This window comes from Lentibacillus juripiscarius, from assembly GCF_042685205.1.
GTDB classification, from domain to species: Bacteria; Bacillota; Bacilli; order Bacillales; family Amphibacillaceae; genus Lentibacillus; species Lentibacillus juripiscarius.
Window position 1 is genome coordinate 35,354 of record NZ_JBHUNA010000038.1, and the last position, 21,540, is coordinate 56,893.

Annotated in this window: 20 protein-coding genes and 1 riboswitch; of the genes, 7 read left to right on the top strand and 13 right to left on the bottom strand. The window is 48.0% G+C overall.

What is annotated here, in order from left to right:
• Nucleotides 1–157: 157 nt before the first annotated feature.
• The 4 genes from ACFSUO_RS14370 to ilvB are packed head-to-tail and all read right to left on the bottom strand — an operon-like array spanning nucleotide 158 to nucleotide 5,008.
• Nucleotides 158–1,702, bottom strand: a complete 1,545-nt coding sequence (locus ACFSUO_RS14370; protein WP_382395297.1) for a 2-isopropylmalate synthase — start codon at nucleotides 1,700–1,702, stop codon at nucleotides 158–160.
• Entirely contained in the window at nucleotides 1,689–2,735 is a 1,047-nt protein-coding gene (ilvC, locus tag ACFSUO_RS14375) for a ketol-acid reductoisomerase (protein ID WP_382395299.1), read from the bottom strand. The genes ACFSUO_RS14370 and ilvC overlap by 14 nt, the downstream gene beginning before the upstream one ends.
• A 54-nt stretch (nucleotides 2,736–2,789) precedes the next feature.
• Complete coding sequence (gene ilvN, locus ACFSUO_RS14380) at nucleotides 2,790–3,308, bottom strand: acetolactate synthase small subunit (RefSeq protein ID WP_382395301.1); 519 nt, start codon at nucleotides 3,306–3,308, stop codon at nucleotides 2,790–2,792.
• Nucleotides 3,305–5,008 carry a biosynthetic-type acetolactate synthase large subunit gene (gene ilvB, locus ACFSUO_RS14385; protein ID WP_382395461.1) on the bottom strand — a complete coding sequence of 568 codons (1,704 nt, stop codon included), beginning with the start codon at nucleotides 5,006–5,008 and terminating at the stop codon, nucleotides 3,305–3,307. Before ilvB ends, ilvN begins: the two co-directional genes overlap by 4 nt.
• Before the next feature lie 773 nt (nucleotides 5,009–5,781).
• Here ilvB and ACFSUO_RS14390 point away from each other — a divergent pair.
• On the top strand, nucleotides 5,782–6,012 hold the full coding sequence (locus ACFSUO_RS14390; protein WP_382395303.1) for a hypothetical protein: 231 nt from the start codon (nucleotides 5,782–5,784) through the stop codon (nucleotides 6,010–6,012).
• Between the two features lie 38 nt (nucleotides 6,013–6,050).
• On the opposite strand, the gene ilvD is transcribed toward ACFSUO_RS14390, so the two are convergent.
• A complete protein-coding gene (gene ilvD / locus ACFSUO_RS14395; protein WP_382395305.1) occupies nucleotides 6,051–7,742 on the bottom strand; it encodes a dihydroxy-acid dehydratase in 1,692 nt (563 codons plus the stop codon).
• A 144-nt stretch (nucleotides 7,743–7,886) separates the two neighbouring features.
• Nucleotides 7,887–8,849, bottom strand: a complete 963-nt coding sequence (locus ACFSUO_RS14400) for a bile acid:sodium symporter family protein (RefSeq protein ID WP_382395307.1) — start codon at nucleotides 8,847–8,849, stop codon at nucleotides 7,887–7,889.
• Nucleotides 8,850–9,034: 185 nt separating this feature from the next.
• On the opposite strand from ACFSUO_RS14400, the gene ACFSUO_RS14405 reads away from it, so the two are divergent.
• Nucleotides 9,035–10,141, top strand: a complete 1,107-nt coding sequence (locus tag ACFSUO_RS14405; RefSeq protein WP_382395309.1) for a branched-chain amino acid aminotransferase — start codon at nucleotides 9,035–9,037, stop codon at nucleotides 10,139–10,141.
• A 138-nt stretch (nucleotides 10,142–10,279) separates the two neighbouring features.
• Here the strand turns inward: ACFSUO_RS14405 and ACFSUO_RS14410 are convergent, their stop codons facing one another.
• The 4 genes from ACFSUO_RS14410 to ACFSUO_RS14425 all read right to left on the bottom strand — a co-directional run bounded on the left by ACFSUO_RS14410 (nucleotide 10,280) and on the right by ACFSUO_RS14425 (nucleotide 13,420).
• Nucleotides 10,280–10,882, bottom strand: a complete 603-nt coding sequence (locus ACFSUO_RS14410) for a queuosine precursor transporter (protein WP_382395311.1) — start codon at nucleotides 10,880–10,882, stop codon at nucleotides 10,280–10,282.
• 115 nt (nucleotides 10,883–10,997) lie between these two features.
• Nucleotides 10,998–11,495 carry a preQ(1) synthase gene (queF, locus tag ACFSUO_RS14415; protein ID WP_382395313.1) on the bottom strand — a complete coding sequence of 166 codons (498 nt, stop codon included), beginning with the start codon at nucleotides 11,493–11,495 and terminating at the stop codon, nucleotides 10,998–11,000.
• Nucleotides 11,496–11,587: 92 nt separating this feature from the next.
• A riboswitch (PreQ1 riboswitch) is annotated at nucleotides 11,588–11,634 on the bottom strand.
• 211 nt (nucleotides 11,635–11,845) lie between these two features.
• Nucleotides 11,846–12,844: a proline dehydrogenase family protein gene (locus ACFSUO_RS14420; protein ID WP_382395315.1), complete on the bottom strand. Its 999-nt coding sequence runs from the start codon at nucleotides 12,842–12,844 to the stop codon at nucleotides 11,846–11,848.
• Between the two features lie 279 nt (nucleotides 12,845–13,123).
• Nucleotides 13,124–13,420 (bottom strand): hypothetical protein, encoded by a 297-nt coding sequence (locus ACFSUO_RS14425; RefSeq protein ID WP_382395317.1) that lies wholly within the window; start codon nucleotides 13,418–13,420, stop codon nucleotides 13,124–13,126.
• Nucleotides 13,421–13,607: 187 nt separating this feature from the next.
• Here ACFSUO_RS14425 and ACFSUO_RS14430 point away from each other — a divergent pair, with 187 nt between their 5' ends.
• Nucleotides 13,608–14,102 carry a GNAT family N-acetyltransferase gene (locus ACFSUO_RS14430; protein ID WP_382395319.1) on the top strand — a complete coding sequence of 165 codons (495 nt, stop codon included), beginning with the start codon at nucleotides 13,608–13,610 and terminating at the stop codon, nucleotides 14,100–14,102.
• 52 nt (nucleotides 14,103–14,154) lie between these two features.
• Here the strand turns inward: ACFSUO_RS14430 and ACFSUO_RS14435 are convergent, their stop codons facing one another.
• Nucleotides 14,155–14,310: a hypothetical protein gene (locus ACFSUO_RS14435; RefSeq protein ID WP_382395321.1), complete on the bottom strand. Its 156-nt coding sequence runs from the start codon at nucleotides 14,308–14,310 to the stop codon at nucleotides 14,155–14,157.
• A 254-nt stretch (nucleotides 14,311–14,564) separates the two neighbouring features.
• A complete protein-coding gene (locus ACFSUO_RS14440; protein WP_382395323.1) occupies nucleotides 14,565–15,506 on the bottom strand; it encodes a carbohydrate kinase family protein in 942 nt (313 codons plus the stop codon).
• A 115-nt stretch (nucleotides 15,507–15,621) separates the two neighbouring features.
• Between ACFSUO_RS14440 and ACFSUO_RS14445 the strand changes: the two genes are divergently transcribed.
• The 3 genes from ACFSUO_RS14445 (at nucleotide 15,622) to ACFSUO_RS14455 (ending at nucleotide 19,953) form a co-directional block, all read left to right on the top strand.
• Nucleotides 15,622–16,608, top strand: coding sequence for a LacI family DNA-binding transcriptional regulator (locus ACFSUO_RS14445; protein ID WP_382395325.1), 987 nt, complete (start codon nucleotides 15,622–15,624; stop codon nucleotides 16,606–16,608).
• A 336-nt stretch (nucleotides 16,609–16,944) separates the two neighbouring features.
• Nucleotides 16,945–18,366, top strand: coding sequence for a sucrose-specific PTS transporter subunit IIBC (locus tag ACFSUO_RS14450; protein ID WP_382395327.1), 1,422 nt, complete (start codon nucleotides 16,945–16,947; stop codon nucleotides 18,364–18,366).
• Between the two features lie 123 nt (nucleotides 18,367–18,489).
• Nucleotides 18,490–19,953 carry a glycoside hydrolase family 32 protein gene (locus ACFSUO_RS14455; protein WP_382395329.1) on the top strand — a complete coding sequence of 488 codons (1,464 nt, stop codon included), beginning with the start codon at nucleotides 18,490–18,492 and terminating at the stop codon, nucleotides 19,951–19,953.
• A gap of 212 nt (nucleotides 19,954–20,165) precedes the next feature.
• Here the strand turns inward: ACFSUO_RS14455 and ACFSUO_RS14460 are convergent, their stop codons facing one another.
• The gene (locus ACFSUO_RS14460; RefSeq protein WP_382395331.1) at nucleotides 20,166–20,393 is read right to left on the bottom strand and encodes a gamma-type small acid-soluble spore protein; all 228 of its coding nucleotides are present in this window, start codon (nucleotides 20,391–20,393) and stop codon (nucleotides 20,166–20,168) included.
• A gap of 265 nt (nucleotides 20,394–20,658) precedes the next feature.
• Here ACFSUO_RS14460 and ACFSUO_RS14465 point away from each other — a divergent pair, with 265 nt between their 5' ends.
• Nucleotides 20,659–21,534, top strand: a complete 876-nt coding sequence (locus ACFSUO_RS14465; protein ID WP_382395333.1) for an ATP-binding protein — start codon at nucleotides 20,659–20,661, stop codon at nucleotides 21,532–21,534.
• Nucleotides 21,535–21,540: the final 6 nt, after the last annotated feature.

Below are 21,540 nucleotides of genomic sequence, written 5' to 3' on the forward strand. Positions count from 1 at the left end.
TTTTATTGAAATGAAAACTACTATGCATGCTCTGAGCAGCCGAATACACGTAGACTCCTGCGGGAAGTGCGAGGTAGGCAAGACCCCACAGGGCCTTGCCCGAGGAGGCTTGGCACTCGCCCGCGGAAAGCGAAGTGTATTCGGGCTGCGGACTCATTTACTTAACCGCTTCGGTTTCGTTCGATGGGCTCTTCTGGATAAAATAACGGTTGACCGCGTTCAAAAAGGCGTTGACGGAAGCTTCCAGTACGTCCTGTGCGGTACCCCTTCCATTCATGGTCTGCCCGTTGACGGCAAGCTGCACGTGCGATTCCGCAAGTGCGTCCTTGCCGCGTCCGACGGAATTTAGCTGATAATCAGCCAGGTGCAGGTCTTCCTCGATCAGCGTATCCAACGTCTTATACAGCGCTTCAACACTGCCCTGACCCGTACATGCCGTCTCCACTCTGTCCCCGGCTGGTGTCGTCAGAGAAACGGTCGCCGTCGGAATATTGGCCGTTCCGTACTGGACCTGGAACATTTCCAGCTGATATTTGTTAATGGCGGACGTTTCGGTCTGAATTTCCATCAAAATCGTATACAAATCATCGTCGGTTACTTCCCGCTTATGATCCGTCAATTCTTTAAACATTTCGAAGGCTTCTTTCAGTTTATCTTCAGACAGTTCTACCCCCAGTTCGCTGACACGATCCTTGAACGCATGCCGTCCGGAGTGTTTGCCAAGAAACAGCGTGTTGGCCGTGACTCCCACCATTTCAGGGGTGATAATTTCATAGGTTTCTTTATTTTTCAGGACGCCATCCTGATGAATCCCTGCTTCATGCTGAAAGGCGTTGCGGCCGATGACTGCTTTATTAGCCTGCACATACATGCCGGTCAATTTGGCAATCAGATCACTCGTCCGCTTCGTCTCATCCAGCTTTAAACCGGTGCTGTACGGATAATGATCAGCACGGACTCTTAAGGCGACAGCGACTTCTTCCAGTGACGCGTTGCCGGCCCGTTCCCCAATGCCGTTAATCGTCCCTTCAACCTGAGTCGCACCATTTTCAACAGCAGCGATCGAGTTGGCAACGGCCATGCCCAGGTCGTTATGACAATGGCACGACAGCTCCACTCTATCAATGTTCGGGACCGTTTCACGGATATAGCGGAACATGTCACCATATTCAGCTGGTGTCGTGTAGCCAACCGTATCCGGAAGATTAATAACGGTAGCACCGGCGTCAATCACTTGTTCAATAATCTGGGCTAAAAAGTTCCAGTCTGAACGGGATGCATCTTCTGCCGACCATTCCACTTGCGGAAACTTCTCCCGAGCATAACTGACCATGCTGACGGCGTTGTCGATAACCTGCTCTGGTGTTTTTTTCAATTTATACGTCATGTGAATCGGTGAAGTAGCCAGAAATAGGTGCAACCGCGGTTCTTCCGCATATTTCAGCGCTTCCCACGCTGTATCGATATCTCCCTTAGCAGTACGGGCCAGCCCGGTGACCGATGTGCCCTTAATCGTCTCGGCTATCGCCTTGACTGCTTCAAAGTCACCCTGGGAGGAAGCAGGGAATCCTGCCTCCATCCGGTCCACACCAAGCCGCTCCAGCTGTTTGGCAATTTCCAGTTTTTCCAGCTTATTCAGATTAACGCCAGGTGACTGTTCTCCATCCCTAAGTGTCGTATCGAAAATTTTAATTTGTGACATGTGCCTTCACATCCTTTTGTTCATTCTTTTCGTCTTTTTGCAGTGGCTGTTTGACAAAAGGCATTAATTCACGAAGCTCCTTTCCGACTTGTTCAATCTGGTGTTTGCTTTCTTTAGCATTAATAGCGTTGTATTGCGGCCGGTTTGCCTGGTTTTCAAGGATCCACCCTTTCGCAAATTCACCGGACTGCACTTCTGCAAGAATTTCCTTCATCCGCTCTTTCGTTTCGTCATTCACAACGCGCGGCCCGGAAACGAAGTCACCCCACTGGGCAGTATCCGAAATCGAGTAGCGTACATTTTCCAGTCCGCCTTCATACATCAAGTCAACAATGAGCTTCATCTCATGCAGGCATTCAAAGTAGGCCACTTCCGGCTGGTATCCGGCATTGGTCAGCGTTTCGAAGCCGGCTTTAACGAGGCTGGTCAGCCCGCCGCACAGAACAGCCTGCTCACCGAACAGATCGGTTTCGGTTTCTTCCTGAAAGCTCGTTTCCAGAACACCAGCCCTAGCTGAACCAATGCCTTGTGCATAAGCAAGTGCCAGTTCCTTCGCATCACCGGTAACATCCTGGTAAACACCATACAGGGACGGAACACCACCGCCATCTTCATATGTGCGCCGTACCAGATGACCTGGTCCTTTTGGTGCGACGAGGAAGACATCTACATCGCTCGGCGGGACAATCTGGGAAAAATGAACGTTAAAGCCATGCGCAAATGCAATAGCATTACCGGCATCCAGATTCGGCTTGATGCTTTCTTCGTAAACGGCTGTCTGATGCTCATCAGGCAATAGAACCATGACAACGTCGGCCTGTTTAACAGCGTCAGCTACTGGAAGTACCTGGAACCCATCTGCTTCAGCTTTTTGCTGGGATTTGCCCGGTCTCAAGCCGACAACGACATCATAGCCGCTCTCCCTTAGGTTCAATGCGTGTGCATGCCCTTGTGATCCATAACCAACAACCGCCACTTTCTTCGCCTGTAATACCTCTTTTTGAATATCCTTTTCGTACAATACTTTTGACATAATCCTCATCCTCCTTTAATTTTTAGCTTTAACCAATGAATGATTTTAAAGTTTTCATACAAGGTGTGTGTTTAAATCGGTGACGTCCTGGGGCTGCTGTCCCCTCAGGAATGCTGTTACACCGGTGCGTGCCAGTTCTTTGATGCCATATGGTCTTAACAGGGCAATCAGTGCCTCGACTTTATCTGGTTTGCCGGTAACCTGCACTGTCAGGCTATCCTTGCTGACATCGATCAGCGACGCCCGGAATGGGGTGATGACGCCCTGTATTTCCGCCCGCACCTGGCCGCTGCCGCCAACCTTGATCAGGGCCAGTTCTCTCGCCACCATCGCCTTGTCGGTAATGTCTTTTACTTTCAAAACATCAATTTGCTTATTCAGCTGCTTGGTAAGCTGTTCTAATTTTTGACCGTCAGCGACGTGCACAACAAACGTCATCTTGGAAATCCCTTCACGCTCCGACTTGCCGACCGAAATACTGTCGATATTGAACTGGCGTTTATGGAGCATACCGGTTATCCGGTTGAGCACCCCGCTGTGGTCCTGAACATCAGCCGTGATTACACGTTTCATCTTGTCACCCCTATCATTTCATGAATGCCTTTGCCTGGAGCGATCATCGGATAAACACATTCCATCTGGACTACTCGGCAATCAACAACAACAGGACCATCATGGGCAAACGCCTGTGTGAGCACATCCGGCAGATCGGCTTCGTGCTCTGCTTGCATGCCTCGAATGCCGTAACATTCCGCCAATTTTACAAAATCAGGGTTTTCAGAAAAAATAGACTCTGAATACCGCTCCTCGAAAAAGCTTTCCTGCCATTGCCGAACCATGCCAAGGGATTGATTATTGACGATGATCACTTTAACGGGCAACTTCCGTTCTTTAATGACCGATAATTCCTGACTGGTCATTTGGAAACCGCCGTCCCCGACAACAGCAACAACCAGTTCATCCGGTGCGGCAATTTGTGCGCCGACTGCGGCCGGAAAACCGAAGCCCATTGTGCCAAGACCACCTGATGTCACCCAGCGATTCGGTTTATCGAACGGATAATACTGGGCGGCCCACATTTGGTGCTGGCCGACGTCTGTTGTTACAATTGCCTTCCCGTCTGACTCCCGGTAAATTTCTTTCATCAGCCATTGCGGCGAGATCCGCTCTTCTGCATGATCATACCAGAGAGGATATTCCCGCTGGCTCTTCGTTAATGTTTCCAGCCATGCTTCATGTTTTTGGGCTTCCATGTTTTTGGCGAGCAGTGCCTTCACTGCTTCATAGGCATCGGCAACGACCGGGATTTCCGTTTCCACGTTTTTGCCAATTTCCGCTGGGTCAATATCGATATGAGCGACTTTCGCATTCGGGGCAAAATGCTTCAGATTGCCGGTGAGCCGGTCGTCAAACCGTGCCCCGATATTGATAAGCAAGTCGCAGTCGTATATGGCCATGTTGGCGGTGTAATTCCCATGCATGCCTGCCATTCCAAGCGACAACTCATGCGTTCCAGGAAAACTTCCGAGACCATGCAGCGTATTGGCTACCGGCACCCGGTGTTTTTCGGCAAACTCTTTCAGTTCATCGGCCGCTTCACTGAACACAACACCCGCCCCCGCCAGAATCAGCGGTTTTTTCGCTCGGCCCAACGCATCTGCCAGTTTGGTAATCTGCAGCGGGTTCGGCTTCCGGTTCGGCTGATAGCCAGGCAAATGGCAATCTGCATTTTCATCTACACTACGGGTGGTAACTTGCTGGGAAATGTCTTTCGGAATGTCTACTACCACCGGCCCCGGACGCCCGGTTGATGCGATATGGAATGCCTCACTGACAACCCGCGGCAGCTCCTCCAGATCCCGGACCTGATAATTGTATTTCGTAATCGGTGTGGTGATCCCCAGCACATCCGACTCCTGAAATGCATCCGACCCGATCACATTGGTAGCAACCTGACCGGTAAAGATAACCAGTGGCAACGAATCCATCATTGCATCGGTGATTCCTGTCACCAGGTTGGTCGCCCCCGGTCCGGATGTTGATAGCACCACGCCCGGTTTCCCGGTTACCCGTGCATAGCCTTCAGCCATATGCACGCCACCCTGCTCATGTCTGGTCAGTACATGGGTGAACGGTGTTTCATTCCGGTACAGGGCGTCATAAATCGGCAGCACCGCCCCACCCGGATAACCGAATACGGTATCAACATTAGCCGCCGCTAACGCCTGGATCAGTACATCCGCACCGGTTACCTTTTCTTCCACTTGTTTCATGTCACGCTCAGCCTCTACACTCACTGTGCTCGCCTCCTTTTAAATTTTGGAATAACCGGGCATTTCCTTGTGCCCTGTCAGCGTGCACGATGACCTGACAGATGTTAGAAAACTTGGCTTATCGCGAAGCCTTAGTTGCACTTATGCAGTAAGAACGTATTTATACTTTCTTAACTGCAAAAAAGACCCTTCTCTCCCCAAAAGCTGCATCACATCATTACAGCATCGTTGGGGAGAAAAGAGTCCTCTTTCCACGGTACCACCCAGTTTCATAGCATCCTCACGAATACTACCTTGCCAGCTGACAATTCCGCCAGCTGCTTTTTGATAACAGGTGCAGGCTAGCACCCGGCTCTGCCTAGTAAGAAGTCCCGTTCGACAGAGCACTCGGGGATGATGTCAGAACAACATGCACTTCCGGGCTTCCAGCAACCCCGGCTCTCTGGGAGTGCACGCAGCATGTTCTTTTATTCCCGTCATTGTATTTCGTTTTATTCTTTTTTCAATCGCCAAGTAGGCTGATGGATAATTTGTACGTGATAATTTATATTGCGAACAATCATATAACGCTTTTCGCAAAGAGTCAACAGTATTTTTAAATTTTTTTGATACTTCACATAAGTCGAAAAAGTTGTATGCGCTTACATCGTTTGCGTGGCAAAAGGGTACTGAAATGTTTCAATTTTGTTACAAAATTGAAAAAGGGCAGAACAAGCTGTGCCAGTTAGAGAAGGTGTAGCTTGTTAGCCCCAGTCGATATCGGATCTTGAGCGGTGGGTATAAACCCATTTGAGAGGGGATATCGACCGGTCCAGGGGAAATATCAACCGGACCTAGTGAGATATCAACCGGTCGACGGCGAATATCAACCCGATCTGGTGAGATATCGACCGGACCTGGCGAAATATCGACCGATCGATGGCGAATATCAACCGGTCGGCGCTGGATATCAACCGGTCGCCCCGATTGGCAGCCTATGTGGCAAAAATATGCTAAAAAAATAACTCCAGCGCTCTTTGCTGGAGTTATTTTTCCCTATTTTCTAGTCTTCGCTATCCAAAAAGTCGGTGACGGCACCTTTGGAAGAGCTGGATACGTTATGGGCGTATTTGCCGAGTACGCCTTTTTTATACAAAGGCGGTGCGGTCCATTCTGCTTTTCGCCGGATTAATTCCTCGTCAGAGATAGCAGCGGATATTTCTTTTTTCTCTGAGTCAATCGTCACGCTGTCGCCTTCCTGCAGCAGTGCTACGGGACCACCGGCTTGTGCCTCCGGGGCGATATGACCGACGACCAGCCCGTGTGTCCCGCCGGAAAAGCGTCCATCCGTCAGCAGGGCAACTTTCTCCCCGAGTCCTTTTCCAACAAGCAGACTGGAAACGGACAGCATCTCAGGCATGCCTGGTCCGCCTTTCGGTCCGACGTAACGGATGACTACCACATCGCCTTCCTGTACGTCGTTGTGCCTGATTGCCTCAATCGCTTCCTGTTCGGTGTTAAACACACGTGCCGACCCGGTATGACGCTTTACTTTCACGCCGGAAACTTTGGCAACAGCCCCATCCGGTGCTAGATTACCTTTTAAAACAATAAGCGGTCCATCCGTTCGCTTCGGCTGATCAAACGGAGCGATAATCTCTTGTCCTTCCGTGAGTGATGGAGCCTCCGCCAGATTTTCAGCAATGGTTTTCCCAGTAACGGTCAGGCAGTCCCCATGCAAATACCCTGCCTCATACAAAAGCTTCATAACGGCCTGTACACCGCCAACCCGGTGCAGATCCTGCATGACATATTTTCCGCTTGGCTTCAGGTCGGCCAGGTGTGGTGTTTTTTCCTGGATCCGGTTAAAGTCATCAATCGAGACGTCTGCACCAACGGCATGGGCCATTCCGAGGAGGTGCAGAATCGCATTCGTCGAACCGCCCAGTGCCATCACCACGGTAATGGCGTTCTCAAATGCTTCTTTCGTCATGATATCTTTCGGATAGATGCCCTTTTCCAGGAGCTTGTAGACAGCCTCCCCAGCCGCAGCACAGTCTTCCGTTTTTTCGGCAGATTCGGCTGGGTGTGATGAGCTTCCGGGCAGGCTCATTCCCATCGCTTCCACAGCCGATGCCATCGTATTCGCCGTATACATCCCGCCGCACGCACCTGCACCAGGGCAGGCACGGCATTCGATATTTTTCAGTTCTTCATCGCTGATATCGCCATTGTTGTGCTTGCCGACCCCTTCAAAGACAGACACAATATCAATGTCTTTGCCATTATGTGAGCCGGGCGCAATCGTTCCGCCGTAACTAAAGACAGCCGGCACGTCCGCATTGGCAATTGCAATCATGCAGCCGGGGATATTTTTGTCACACGCGCCAATGGCTACAAATCCATCAAGGTTCTCTGCCCCGACAACCGTCTCAATTGAATCAGCAATTAGGTCACGGCTCGGAAGCGAATAACGCATCCCCTGTGTCCCCATGGAGATGCCATCAGAAACAGTAATCGTATTGAAAATGAGCGGTGTGCCACCTGCTTCCCGGGCACCTTTCTTCGCACTGACAGCAAGGTCGTCAATGTGAATGTTGCACGGCGTCACCTCGCTCCACGTGCTGGCAATACCAATCATCGGCTTTTGAAAATCATCATCCGTAACACCGACCGCCCGCAGCATCGCACGGTTCGGAGCACGCATTGTATCATCGCTGAACACATGACTTTTAATACGCAAATCTTTTTCCATCTTGCAGACCACCTTTCGTTTCGAGTAATTATAGACTTAATTTTCACACCGTTCAATATTTTTGTATTTTAAAGCTGTCACCGGCTAACCGGGGATTTACGTCTAAAATCAGGTCCGGCGCCTCTCCTGAAAACATGCGATCGGTCAGCCAGCTTTCGTATGCTCGTCATCAGCCGAATCTTGCCTGTCTTTTTTCCCCCACCATGTTGCCAAAACAGGTCCGGATATGTTGTGCCAAACACTGAACAAAGCACTCGGGACAGCAGCGGCTGGAGCAAAATGGGCTAATGCCAGCGTTGATCCAAGGCCAGAATTTTGCATGCCCACCTCAATCGAGATTGCTTTCTGATCACGGAAGTCAAACCGGAACAACTTGGCGAGCAGATACCCGACCAGAAGCCCCAGCACATTATGCAGCACAACCACACTGAAAATGAGCAGCCCTGTCGTCAGAATTTCCTCCCGGTTGACCGCAACAACAGCAGATGCTACTGCAACGATTCCAATAACGGACACGAGCGGCAGCACCGCAACGCTTTTTTCCACTTGCCGGCTGAACAATAGCCGGATAACCACCCCGAGGACAACAGGAATCAGGACAATTTGCACAATCGACAGGAACATATCCCCGGCCGATACCGGCAGCCATTTGCTTGCAAACAATAACGTCAGTAACGGCGTAAGGATTGGTGCAACAACGGTCGACACGGCAGTGACCGATACCGACAGTGCCGTATTCCCTTTAGCCAGGAATGTCATGACATTCGATGCCGTTCCCCCGGGACAGCACCCAACCAGGATGACGCCCGCTGCAATCTCTGCGGGAAGCTGAAAAAGAGAGGCTAGTCCAAATGCAAGCAACGGCATAATCGTATACTGCGCCGCCACGGCAGTAAGCACACTTTTCGGCGCACGGATGACTCCCTTAAAATCATCCAGTGTCAGCGTCAGCCCCATTCCAAACATGATGATCCCCAAGAGCAGTGCAATATGCGGGGCAATCCAGGCAAAACTGTCCGGTGACAAAAGACTCAGCACCGAAAACAAAATCACCCAGACCGCAAATGTGTTCCCCGCAACATGGCTCACTTTTTCCAACGTTTTCATACCATCCATCCCCTCCTGCAAAATCTATTATTAAATAATTTCAGATTTTATCATAAGTGCAAAAAATTTGGAAGCATCTGTCGGTAATATTATGTTTATTTTGTGAAAAGTTTCATTTTGGGCTTGCTTTTAAAGAAAATATATTCTAAGATGGAATACAACTTTTTACACAAGGGGATGGGGACATGGAGAAGGAACATGCTATTCAAATAGATCTCTGTTCTACACGCAAAGAAAAACCGCGCGCAGACCAGCTAGAGTTTGGCAGAACGTTTGCCGATCATATGTTTGTTATGGACTACACAGAAACGAAAGGCTGGCATGATGCACGCATTGTTCCGTATGAGCCGATTACGATCGACCCATCAGCAATGGTCTTCCATTACGGCCAATCCGTTTTTGAGGGAATGAAAGCTTATCTTACGCCGGAAGGAAATGCGCAGCTGTTCCGGCCCGAACGCAATTTCAAGCGAATGAATCACTCTAACAGCCGCCTGTGCATTCCACCGATTGACGAGGAATTTGCACTAAAGGCACTTCAACAATTAGTGGGACTGGAAAAGGAATGGATTCCGGAAGCTGAAGGAACTTCTCTGTATATCAGGCCATTTATTATTTCCACCGAAGCTTTTCTCGGTGTTGCGCCATCAAGCCATTATAAATTCATGATTATATTATCGCCGGTTGGTGCCTATTACAAAGAAGGCATCAATCCGATTAAAATCGCTGTTGAAAACGAGTATGTCCGTACCGTGAAAGGCGGAACAGGCGAAGCGAAAACCGGCGGAAACTACGCGGCAAGTCTGAAAGCTCAGGAAACAGCAGAAGAAGGGATTGCCCAGGTGCTCTGGCTGGACGGTGTCGAAAAGAAATATATCGAAGAAGTCGGCAGCATGAACGTATTTTTCAAGATGGGTGGAAAAGTCGTGACGCCCGCCTTAAACGGAAGTATTCTCGAAGGGGTCACCCGAAACTCGGTCATCCAGCTTCTAAAACACTGGGACGTTCCGGTTGAGGAGCGTAAACTTTCCATGGATGAAGTATTCCAGGCGCATCAGGAAGGCAAGCTGGAAGAAGCATTCGGCGCAGGAACCGCGGCTGTTATTTCGCCAATCGGACAACTCGTCTGGGGCGAGCACCATCTTGATATCAACAGCGGCAAAACGGGTGCTATCGCTAAACAGCTGTATGATACCCTGACCGGCATCCAGTATGGCAAAACCATGGATCCATTTGGCTGGGTAGTACCAGTGGAGGAACAAGATAAGCAGACGTTGAAAGCTACCGTGTGAACGGGAAAGTCCCGATTAGAAAAGAGTCGCACGGCGTATATCGAAGACAGCAGAAAAAGGTAAAAAACCCCCCTGGCACGATAGAGATGCCAGGGGTTTTGTTTGGTTGGCTTTCTCGGCGAGGGGGGGGTTCGGCAATCATCTTTTCCGACCTGCCGTCTTGACAAGCAGATACACAATCGGGGTATCGATCAGTGCAATTCCTAGCTTGACCAGATACTGCGTGACGACCATGCCGGCCAGTACTGAAAATGGAACAATTCCCCAGAAAGCGACGGTGATGAACAAAACAGTATCAATAAGCTGGCTCGTCATCGTCGATAAATTGTTGCGAAGCCAAAGCTTTGATTCACCGTGTCTTGCTTTTAGACGGTGGAAAATGCTTACGTCAAGGTTCTGGCTTGCGATATACGAGATCAGACTTGCCGCAATCACCCTGAAACTCCCGCCGAGCACTGTTTCAAATTCCGCTTGTAATGCGAAATCAGAGGCGGCCGGCAGCTGAATTGCTACAAAAATGAACCCAAGTGCAATCACCTGTGTCAGGAAGCCCGCCTGAACCGTCCTCCTTGCAGCGTCCTTGCCATAGACCTCCCCAATAACATCGGTAATCAGATAAGTGACGACATATACAATCACAGCTGCAGGCAGGACGACTCCCCCGATGCTGAACAGCTTCACACCTAAAATATTGGATAATAATAACAATCCCACAAATAATGCGTTCAAATATACAAACATCCAGCCTCTCCCTTTCGTTGCTCTATCACGTTATATTGGACCGGTACTCTGACTATATTGCAGGGATTTGCCGGTCACTTAGAGCAGGAACGAAAGGATTCCAAGCCACCCTCTATTACCGGTTGTCGATTTTTTCCGGGTACAGATCATGATTCATGAGCCGATGCGCGGCCATCTCCTCAAATCGTGTGCCAGGCTTCCCGTAATTGCAAAATGGATCGATGGAGATGCCGCCGCGTGGTGTGAATTTTCCCCACACTTCGATATAACGCGGGTCCATCAAATCTATCAGATCGTTCATGATAATATTCATACAGTCTTCGTGAAAATCACCGTGATTACGGAAACTGAACAGATAGAGTTTCAAAGATTTGCTTTCGACCATTTTGGCATCCGGGATATAGCTGATATAAACAGTACCAAAGTCCGGCTGATTCGTTTTCGGGCAAAGTGTCGTAAATTCAGGGCAATTGAATTTGACAAAATAATCCCGGTTCGGGTGCTGGTTTTCGAATGTCTCAAGAACTTCCGGCGTGTAATCAAACTGATACGTGGTGCCCTGGTTACCCAACAGGGACAGTTCCCCCAGATTTTCATCGCGTTTTCCTGTCATGGAATAACCTCCTTCCAGTGTAAAGTGCGTGTTCAACCTTTTAAAATAAAAAAACCACGGCCTAAGGCACATGGTTTTCGCATCACAGTCATCTGTCCTTAGTTTTTTAGAGAGGGTTGAAGCTAAGAACCTCTTCCGTCCGATCAAACGGATATGCAATTATCCAGTTCACGGAATCTATCATATATCGGAAAACGACACATGTCAATGCACGCGAAAATAATAGCTAGGTGAATCTGTTAGCCACCCCGGCCCGGATATACCGTTTAAACTATACACAAGCTGCAAAAAATCATGAGAACCTTAGAAGCCACTCATTTCCAATTTATGGTGGGACAAGGAGCCTGTCTCTATTTTTTTCTGCGCCAAAGGGTGAGGGCGGTTGCGGCTGCTATGGCTGTTCCGGCGATGACGGGGCCTTTTTTCAGCCTATTATCCTCAGTGTACAGGGCATCTTTCATAATCAGGTTCATATTTTGTGGGCGTTCGGCCAGGCGGCGCATAAAATAGCCGAACCAGTCATCACCAAACGGGATGTACGTGCAGAAATTATATCCGTTCTCTGCCAATTTATCCTGCATATCATTACGAAAACCGTAGAGCATCTGGAATTCAAACTTATCCGTTCCGATGGCATTCTCATCTACAAACGCTTTCAATTCATTGATAATATGGTGGTCATGGGTCGCAATGGATGTAAACGTGTTGCCCAGCAGGCGCTGTTTGGCCAGTTTAATAAAATTACGGTCAATATCCTGCTTATCCGAAAACGCGACCTCTTCACTTTCCTTATACGCCCCTTTAACAAGCCTGATGCGCATATCCTTCAGCCTGCTCAGGTCCTCTTCCGCTCTATAAAGATACGACTGGATTACGGTTCCAACATTGTCATAATGCTCACGCAGCTCGTTCAATACATCCAGCGTCGCCTCATAATGGGAATAGTCTTCCATATCAATATTGACGAAAATAGAATACTGTTTTGCCGTATCAAGAATGTCTTTCATGTTTGCAATGCAGTAATCCTGGTCAATATCCAGTCCCAGCTGGGTCAACTTTACCGATAAGTGGCAATCCAGATTCTGCTTATTAATTGTATCCAGAATAGCAAGAATTTGCTCTTTGGCCTGGTTCGCTTCACCTTTATCGGATACAAATTCCCCAAGATTATCAAGGGTGCAGCTGATGCCTTTCGCATTCTGTTCCTTCACAGCATCGACCACACTCTGAATAGTGGTTCCTGCGACAAATTTGTCAGCACCAAGGACGAATCCCCATTTTTTCGCCTGTGCATTTAAGAATTTACTATTTGATAAACCGATAAAAAAATCCCGTGTCACATTCGTCATGCTGAAAACTCCTTCAGTCCCAATTTTATATGTCTGTTCCGTGCAACCGCATTCATCTTTATTAAAAAAATGGCCGCATACTATAACTGTAATCTATCATTTTTTCACAAATCTATTATACTACAAAAATAGACAAAAATTAATATATTTTTTCAAAAAGTAACTGAGATACGTGAGGCGAGTTGTGTTTGTTGTGGAATCGTTCGTTGAGTAAACAGCAATCCTTCCTGTACTGCGAGGCCGGTACGTGACAGCCTGGTTAAAAACTACCCGACATAATTATGACTGAAGGACACTGCGAAGTTTGCGCTCGTGCTGCGCATTTTTGCTTGAGAGATAATCAACTGTTTCCTGTGTCTCGGTCAAATCAACGCGGAGGCCATCTACCTTTTTTTCCAGCTTATCAAACCGTCCGTCCACTTGATCAAAACGCTCGTCCATTCGTTTTTCCATCCGTTTTTCCATCACTTGCATCTCATTGTTTAACCGTTTTTCCATCGCTTGCATCTCTTCCCTGATAGTACGGGAAAAGTCGTTCAAAGCACCTAAGGTTTGCTGTAATTCTGACTGTTCCATACTTTCCACCTCCCATTTAGATTAACAATGCTTTCTTGTCCAGTTTACATCATTTGAATGAATGGCACCAGTCAAATAATGGAAGTAACAGCAGCTGTATAGGAGTTGAAGAGGAGACAATTAGTGACGGGACGGTGATGTTCTGGTACCATTAAAAAATCAGAAGAAATTTTTGGGAGGAAGTACGATGCCACAGGACTTACGGCTCAGAACACTGGAAAAAGATGACTTGGAATTCTTGCACAAACTGTACAATGACCCAAATGTGATGGATTATTGGTTTGCTGAATCACACTATTCATTCCAGTTGATTAAAAACCGATTTGAAAATAATCTGGAAAGTACAGAACACCGGCAGTTTATTTTATGTTCCAACGGCGAACGGATTGGTTTTGTTGGGTTATTCTCCATCAGTCAGCGGCACAGAAATGCGGAATTTGCTATTATGATTGATCCTGGACAGCAAGGAAATGGCTATGCGGAACCGGCGACCCGGCTTGCCGTTGACTATGCATTTAAAACCTTGAATCTGCATAAATTGTTTCTTCATGCCGATAAAGTCAATGAGAAAGCAATTCATATTTATGAAAAAGTCGGGTTCCAGACAGAAGGCGTGCTGCGCGAACATGTCTATGTAAACGGCGAATACCACGACCTCGTCACCATGAGCATCTTTCAATAGGGACATGGCTCCTTGCCCCAGTCTGGGACAAGGAACCTGTCTCTGCTGACCCTCAGCGATTGTGCCGTTTATTACGTTTGTTATCTAAATTTAGAAACTCTCTATCCTCTGCAAGTTCCATATCCGGATCTGGTTTTTGTTTGGTGAACCGGTTTTTATTGTTCTGTTTGCCTTTATCCTTGTTCCGGTTCTTGTTTTCCTCAGACATATGCTATGGCCTCCTAAACCAAGTAGTACGTTTATAATTCACCTTTACCAGCAATTTTATGACGACCAATCACTGGCATGAATTGTTTCCACAGAATCACGCCACACTAAAAACTAAACCGGGGAGAAGGCAAGAAAAAAGACAGAAAACTGTCAGAACAGCTCCTTGTCCCATATTCCGCGTGAATTATAATTACCACAAAACACCAGATAAACTTATAAAGATCGCCGTAGCCAGGGAGACCCATTATCCCCCTACAGAAATTCTTTCACTTCTGCGAGTGTCGGCAACGCTTGCATGGCGCCTTTTGTGGAAGCGGCCAGCGCACCGGACACGGCACCGAATTTTGCCATCCGGACGGCTTCTTCGAGGGTAAGCTCGTCCAAATCCTTTTCAAATCGACATAAACCGTACAGCATCCCCGATACAAACGCATCACCCGCACCCGTTGTGTCCACTGCTGTCACATTCATCGCCGGTATATGTACAGATTCCCCGCCGACTGCGATATAGCTGCCTTTGGCCCCGAGCGTAACAACCGTAAGCGGTACATCATATACGGCGAGTTCATCCATCCCCTCCGCAAGTGAACTTTTTCCAGTAATGAATGCAAGTTCATCTTCGGATAGTTTCAAAATGTCCATTTCACCAAGCATCGACACAATCGTCGTGCGCGCGTGCTCCTCGGAATCCCAGAGCATCATCCGCAAATTGGGGTCATAAGAGATGAGCATATCATGTTCTTTTGCCCGTTTGACGGCATATTCAGTTGCTTGCTTTGCCGGATTCTGGATTAAGGAAATGGAGCCTATATGCAGGATTTTATGATTTTTTAAATCGGCTTCATCAATATCTGCCGCCTCAAGAAATCGGTCAGCACTCGGATCTATATAAAAATCGAAACTTCGGTCGCCATCTGCTGTATTAGTTACAAACGTCAGCCCTGTCCGATAGTCGCGGGTGAATGCCATCTGGCTTGTCCGGACACCATACGAAGCAAGGGTTTCCTTCATAAATTTTCCAAGTACATCATTACCTACTTTTCCTACAAAGGTCGCGCGCTCCCCAAGCCGTGCCAAGCCTGCAGCAACATTGGCAGGTGCACCGCCGGGACTACGCTGAAAAGTGGTGTTAGCCGGATCAGCCGGAATAAAGTCGACCAAAGCTTCTCCAAGCATTGCAACCCCCTGTTTCATCGTTTTTGCCTCCTTGTGTTATCATGTTGATAATACTAACTTTACCACTTGGCATCACCATAGGCAAAGACACAGAACCAGTCCACAGCCGACTGCCTGTTAAGGAGGAGAAGCAGTGCATACCATCAAAGAAATAGCGGAGATGGCAAATGTATCCAGATCTACTGTTTCCCGCGCGTTAAACAATTCCGGCTACGTCAGCGAGGAAGCGAGAAAAAGAATTGAAGAAGTCGTTGAAAAAACGGGCTATGTGCCGAGTGAACACGCCAAGTCACTTCGCACAAAGAAAACAAAGGTCATTGGTGTTATTGTTCCCACCATTCATACCGAAACATCCGGAAAAATCGTTGCCGGCATAGATAAAGAGCTTGCAAAACATGGCTACCAAATCCTGCTGGCTGCCACCAATCTTGACCAGCAAAAAGAACTCGAATACCTTGACCTGCTGCAAGTGCGCCAGGTTGATGGGATTATCTTGTTGGGAACGAACACCGAACCACAGTTAGCCGAAAAGCTAAACACATTGCCCATTCCCGCTGTCATGATCGGTCAGGAGCTTGAGGGTGTTCCCAGTATTGTAAACGATGATGAAGGTGCGGCAATGGAGATCACATCGTATCTGATTAGCAGGGGCCATACCCGCATCGGATTTATCGGTGTTGATGAAACAGACCGTGCCGTCGGATACATGCGCAAGCAAGGGTACCTCAAAGCCATGGAAAAACATCATCTGCCAGTCGCATCAGAGTGGATGGAGGAAGCCGTCTTTGACATCGACTCCGGACATGACGCCATGGAAAGAATGATGCAGCAAGGCAGGCAGCCAAGTGCTGTTTTTGCTGTGACGGACCGGTTGGCAATAGGCGCAAAAAGCTTTTTGAAAAAAGCCGGATTCATAGTGCCTGCAGATATTGCGGTTGCCGGGATTGGCGCATCCGAAATTGGACAATATTCAGATCCGCCATTAACAACTGTTGATTACCAGAATGAACACGCTGGTGCGCATGCCGCCAAACAAATCCTGCTGCAGACAAATGACACTGAACAGCCATGTGAAAAAATTATGCTCAACTATAGACTGATTAGCCGTGATAGTGTATGATAACTATATGGAATCGATTTCACTCTTCGCCAGAGTGTCTCCATCAGCTGGTAAGAGAATCACAAAAACGAAGAGCTACCCGCTGCTTCATTCAAGCTTTACCGGGCATTTGCAGCAGCCATTTGCATCATCTGCTGGTCAGGCTAGGCAAGGGACATTTATAGGATGAAAAATACTTTTATACGTATGATGGAATCGATTCCAGAGCGAATGCTTCCATACGGGAAGAATCAGATTTATCCTCCCTGGTTAAAAACTAGGGATCCCTTTTTTCTTTTTTGTGGAATCGATTCCGCACACCTAAGATATACAATCATTGTAAAGGAGTGAATGAACTTGGCTGAAAATAAAAAAATTGCCAAAGAGCTTGTTGAAGCCATTGGCGGAATGGAGAATATCCAATCCGTCGCCCACTGCGCCACCCGGCTCCGTTTTATGGTAAACGATAAAGAACAAATCGACCAGGAAGCGGTAGAAAATGTTAATAAAGTGAAAGGTGCTTTTTTCAACTCTGGTCAGTACCAAGTCATCCTTGGTACAGGTACAGTGAATCAAATTTATGACGAAGTGGATAAACTCGGTGTCAACGCAACGGATAAGTCCGAACAGTCCAAGTCGGCAGCCAAAGACAAAAATGCATTGCAGCGTGCCATCCGGACATTGGGCGATGTGTTTGTGCCAATCATCCCGGTCCTTGTTGCCACCGGCTTGTTCATGGGTGTTCGCGGGCTTGTTATGCAAGAGCAAATCTTGGCCTTGTTTGGCATGACACCGGCCGATATCTCAGATAACTTTCTGTTGTTCACGCAGATTTTAACGGATACAGCATTTGTATTTTTACCAGCGCTAGTGGCGTGGTCAACATTCCGAGTATTCGGCGGAACTCCCATTATCGGACTTGTCCTGGGCTTAATGCTCGTCAGTCCGGAACTTCCGAATGCATGGGATGTGGCAACCGAAATAGAGCCCCTGTACTTTTTTGGATTTATTCCTGTTGTTGGTTACCAGGGCGCGGTATTGCCGGCCTTTTTCGCGGGGATTCTCGGCGCCAAACTGGAGCAGTTCATACGTAAACGGGTTCCGGAATCACTCGATCTGATTGTTACACCATTTTTAACGTTATTGGTTATGATTATCGCTGCCTTGTTTGTGATTGGACCTATTTTCCACACGGTCGAGGAATATATTCTGCAAGGAACGCTCGCTGTGTTGAACTTGCCATTTGGCATTGCCGGCTTTTTGATCGGTGGATTGAACCAGATTATTGTGATCACTGGTGTGCATCATATTTTCAACTTAATGGAAATTCAGCTGCTGGAGAACTTCGGCAGCAACCCTTATAACGCTATCATCACGTCATCTGTTGCAGCCCAGGGCGGTGCGGCACTAGCTGTTGGGATGAAGACCAAATCAAACAAACTGAAAGCCTTGGCTCTGCCTTCATCTTTTTCCGCGTTTCTTGGTATTACGGAACCGGCCATTTTCGGGGTGAACCTGCGTTATGTGAAACCGTTTGTCGCCGGGCTGATCGGCGGTGGGGTCGGCGGATTCACCGCATCGATCCTTGGGCTTAAAGGAACTGGCATGGCCATTACAGTTATTCCTGGAACACTTCTATACCTGAACGGCCAGGTCTTGCAATATATTCTCGTAAACATCATTGCGATTGTCACGGCTTTTGTACTGACATGGCTTTTCGGTTTCTCTGACAATGAACGAAAAGAAACGGAAGCGAATGCAGAAAACAGGCCTAGTTAAATGAAATACCCGGCATTCACCGAAAGTGCGTGTCCAAAAAGAAGGATAATTTTCACCGGAATTTTTGAACATCCTTTGAAGGCCGATGGGTGCCGGGTTTTTTTTAGAAAGGATGCATCACGAATGAATCAACCAACAGCCCTTATCCATGAAGCCTGCCGCCATCTGGCTGATCGTCAAGAGCTTGTGGCAGCTGATCCTTACCGCCTTCATTACCATCTGATGGCACCGGTCGGTCTGATCAATGATCCGAACGGGTTTATTTATTTTCAGGGCCGGTATCATTTGTTTTTTCAGTGGAATCCATTTGAAACGAAGCACGGGAAAAAATTCTGGGGGCACTTTATTTCCGAAAATTTGACCCATTGGGAACTTGTGTCGCCGGCATTGGCGCCTGACGAATGGTATGACAAAGACGGGTGCTATTCGGGAAGTGCCGTCGTGAAAGATGATAAGCTTTATATCTTCTATACCGGCAATGTAAAAAATGAGGATGGAGAGCGGGAATCCTATCAGTGTCTTGCTGTGTCTGAAGACGGCCATCACTTTCACAAAGAAGGGCCTGTCATCCACGTACCGGACGGGTATACCGCCCATTTCCGGGATCCAAAAGTATTTTATAAAAATAACAGCTGGCAGATGGTTATCGGTGCCCAGTCAGAAGATCGCGAAGGTGCTGTTGTCCTGTATACATCACCGGACTTAAGGAACTGGACCTTTCAGGGAAAACTCGCTAGTGCAGACAGTTTCGGCGAGGAAGGTCTCGGCTACATGTGGGAATGCCCGGATTTATTTGAACTGGACGGTTCCGATATTCTGATTATTTCCCCACAAGGACTAGAACCGGATGGCTATTATTACAACAATATCTTTCAGGCTGGCTACCTTTCCGGGAAAGTTGACAATAAAGCCCTTTCCTATGAGCACGGGGACTTTACCGAGCTGGACCGGGGATTCGATTTTTATGCGCCCCAGACAACGGAAGCACCCGATGGAAGACGGATTTTAATGGCATGGATGGGCAATGCCGAAATTGGTGGGACAGAACATCCGACCGCCGAATACGGCTGGGTGCACGCCCTTACCATCCCCCGCTCTTTGGAATTCATAGACGGCAGCATACGCCAGCATCCTGTTGAAGAGCTGGAACAGTTACGATTGAGTGGTGTTTCCCATCACCATGTCACTCTGAAAGATGAGGAAAAACAGCTGGAAAATATGCATGGAGATGCTTTCGAATTACAAGTGAGCTTCAGGGAATGGGACGCAGCCAGCTTTCAAATAAGATTCGGCAAAACGACCACATTCACGTATGACGAGGCAACGCGGACATGCACCCTGGAACGAATGCGCTTTGATCAAAAAGGAATGGAAAGCAGGAAGTGTTATTTAGAAACACTGAACCACATCCAGGTGTACAAAGACACCTCATCCGTGGAACTCTTTCTCAACAACGGGGAAGAAACATTCAGCGCCCGAATCTTTGACAGCACACGTGACCCAAACATCACCTTCCACACCAAAGGCCAAATCACCCTCACCGCCTACAAATGGGACATGGGGTCAGGCTTACTGTCCCAGTTCTAGATTTGGTGGATGAGAGGAGCGGGCGTTGGTGAGAATGGAACGGGCTCCTTGGCCCAGGGCGAGACGTGGGAGCAGGCTTCTGTCCCACAATCCCGCCAGTCAAATAGGTTAAAGAAAACAACAAAACACCGGCATTCCGTTTTTTCAGACGGATGCCGGTGTTTTGTTTGAGTCGCTGATACCCCTACTCTATATTCAGCAGCAAACACGCATCACTGCTTATCGTTCCGTGCATTCTCCCCCGATTGCTGATTCTTACGTTTCACTTCTTCAACATCGGTATCGCTGTAAATATTCGTACCATGCCCTCCCGTTGTCCGGGCTATATACGCTTTTGCTTCATTATAAGTCAGTCCGGATCGGCGGCTTTGTTCCTTCATTGCTTCGATATCCGTTCCTGCCGACGTGTACCTGGCATTTGTTTGCTTGTCATTTTTCATTGTGGCACCTCCCTTTTTGTTTTATTTTAGTTTGCACAGAGAGGCTTTTTTTCATGAACGTCGGTCAAAGGACAATTCTCAAAATTGTGCTGCCGCTGCGCCAATTGGTGAACAATAAAATAACTGCACTTCCCGCGCACAAAAATGTGACAATCGATTAATGCAAAACATTAAACTGGATTAGGACCATGGACCGCGTCTCATCCCGTGAAACTTTCATATTGGTTCTGAAGGGGTTACAATGTGTGTGGAAAGGAGTTTGGTTATGACAGTTTTTGCGCAGCTGCCTGAGGGAATCAGGCAATTAGTAAAAGAAAACAGGCAGGATAATCCTGCTTTTAGCGATCTTGTTCGCGGTGGCGGGTATGTGCCGCCCGACAATGAAATGCTGATCGATGCCATTACGGCCCTGAGCATGGGGAAAAATGTTCTTTTGAAAGGGCCGACCGGTTCAGGGAAAACGCGGTTTGCTGAGACGCTTTCCAACTTATTTAATCAGTCGATGTTCAATGTTAATTGCTCGGTTGATCTGGACGCGGAGAGCCTAATGGGATTTAAGACGCTAGCTTACGAAGGCGATAAACAAGTCATCGAATTTGTCCCTGGCCCGGTCACTAACGCCATGAAAAACGGGACCTTTCTTTACATAGATGAAATCAATATGGCCAAACCGGAGACACTTCCGCTCATTAATGGTGTACTGGACTATCGGCGCACCATCACCAACCCGTTCACGGAAGAAATTATCACGGCCAAACATGGTTTCGGCGTCGTAGCGGCAATCAACGAAGGCTATGTCGGCACTGTCCCTTTGAATGAAGCATTGAAAAACCGTTTCGTTGTTATCGACATCCCTTATTTGCAAGGAGAGCAATTGAAGCGGCTGCTCCAAAATGAAAGCCGGCTAAATGACGAGAACACCATTGGTTTATTCGTCCGCCTCTCTGGCGACCTTATCCAGGCCGTGGCACAAGGAAAACTTTCGGAGGATGCCGCTTCTATCCGAGCGCTCCTTGATGCGTGCGACTTAAGTTCCATGGTTCCGCCAAAACGGGCAATCCGCCGCGCCATCGCCGACAAGCTTGATGAGGACCGGGAAAAGACGCTCGTTCACACAATGGCTGAAACACTATTCGGATAGGAGAAT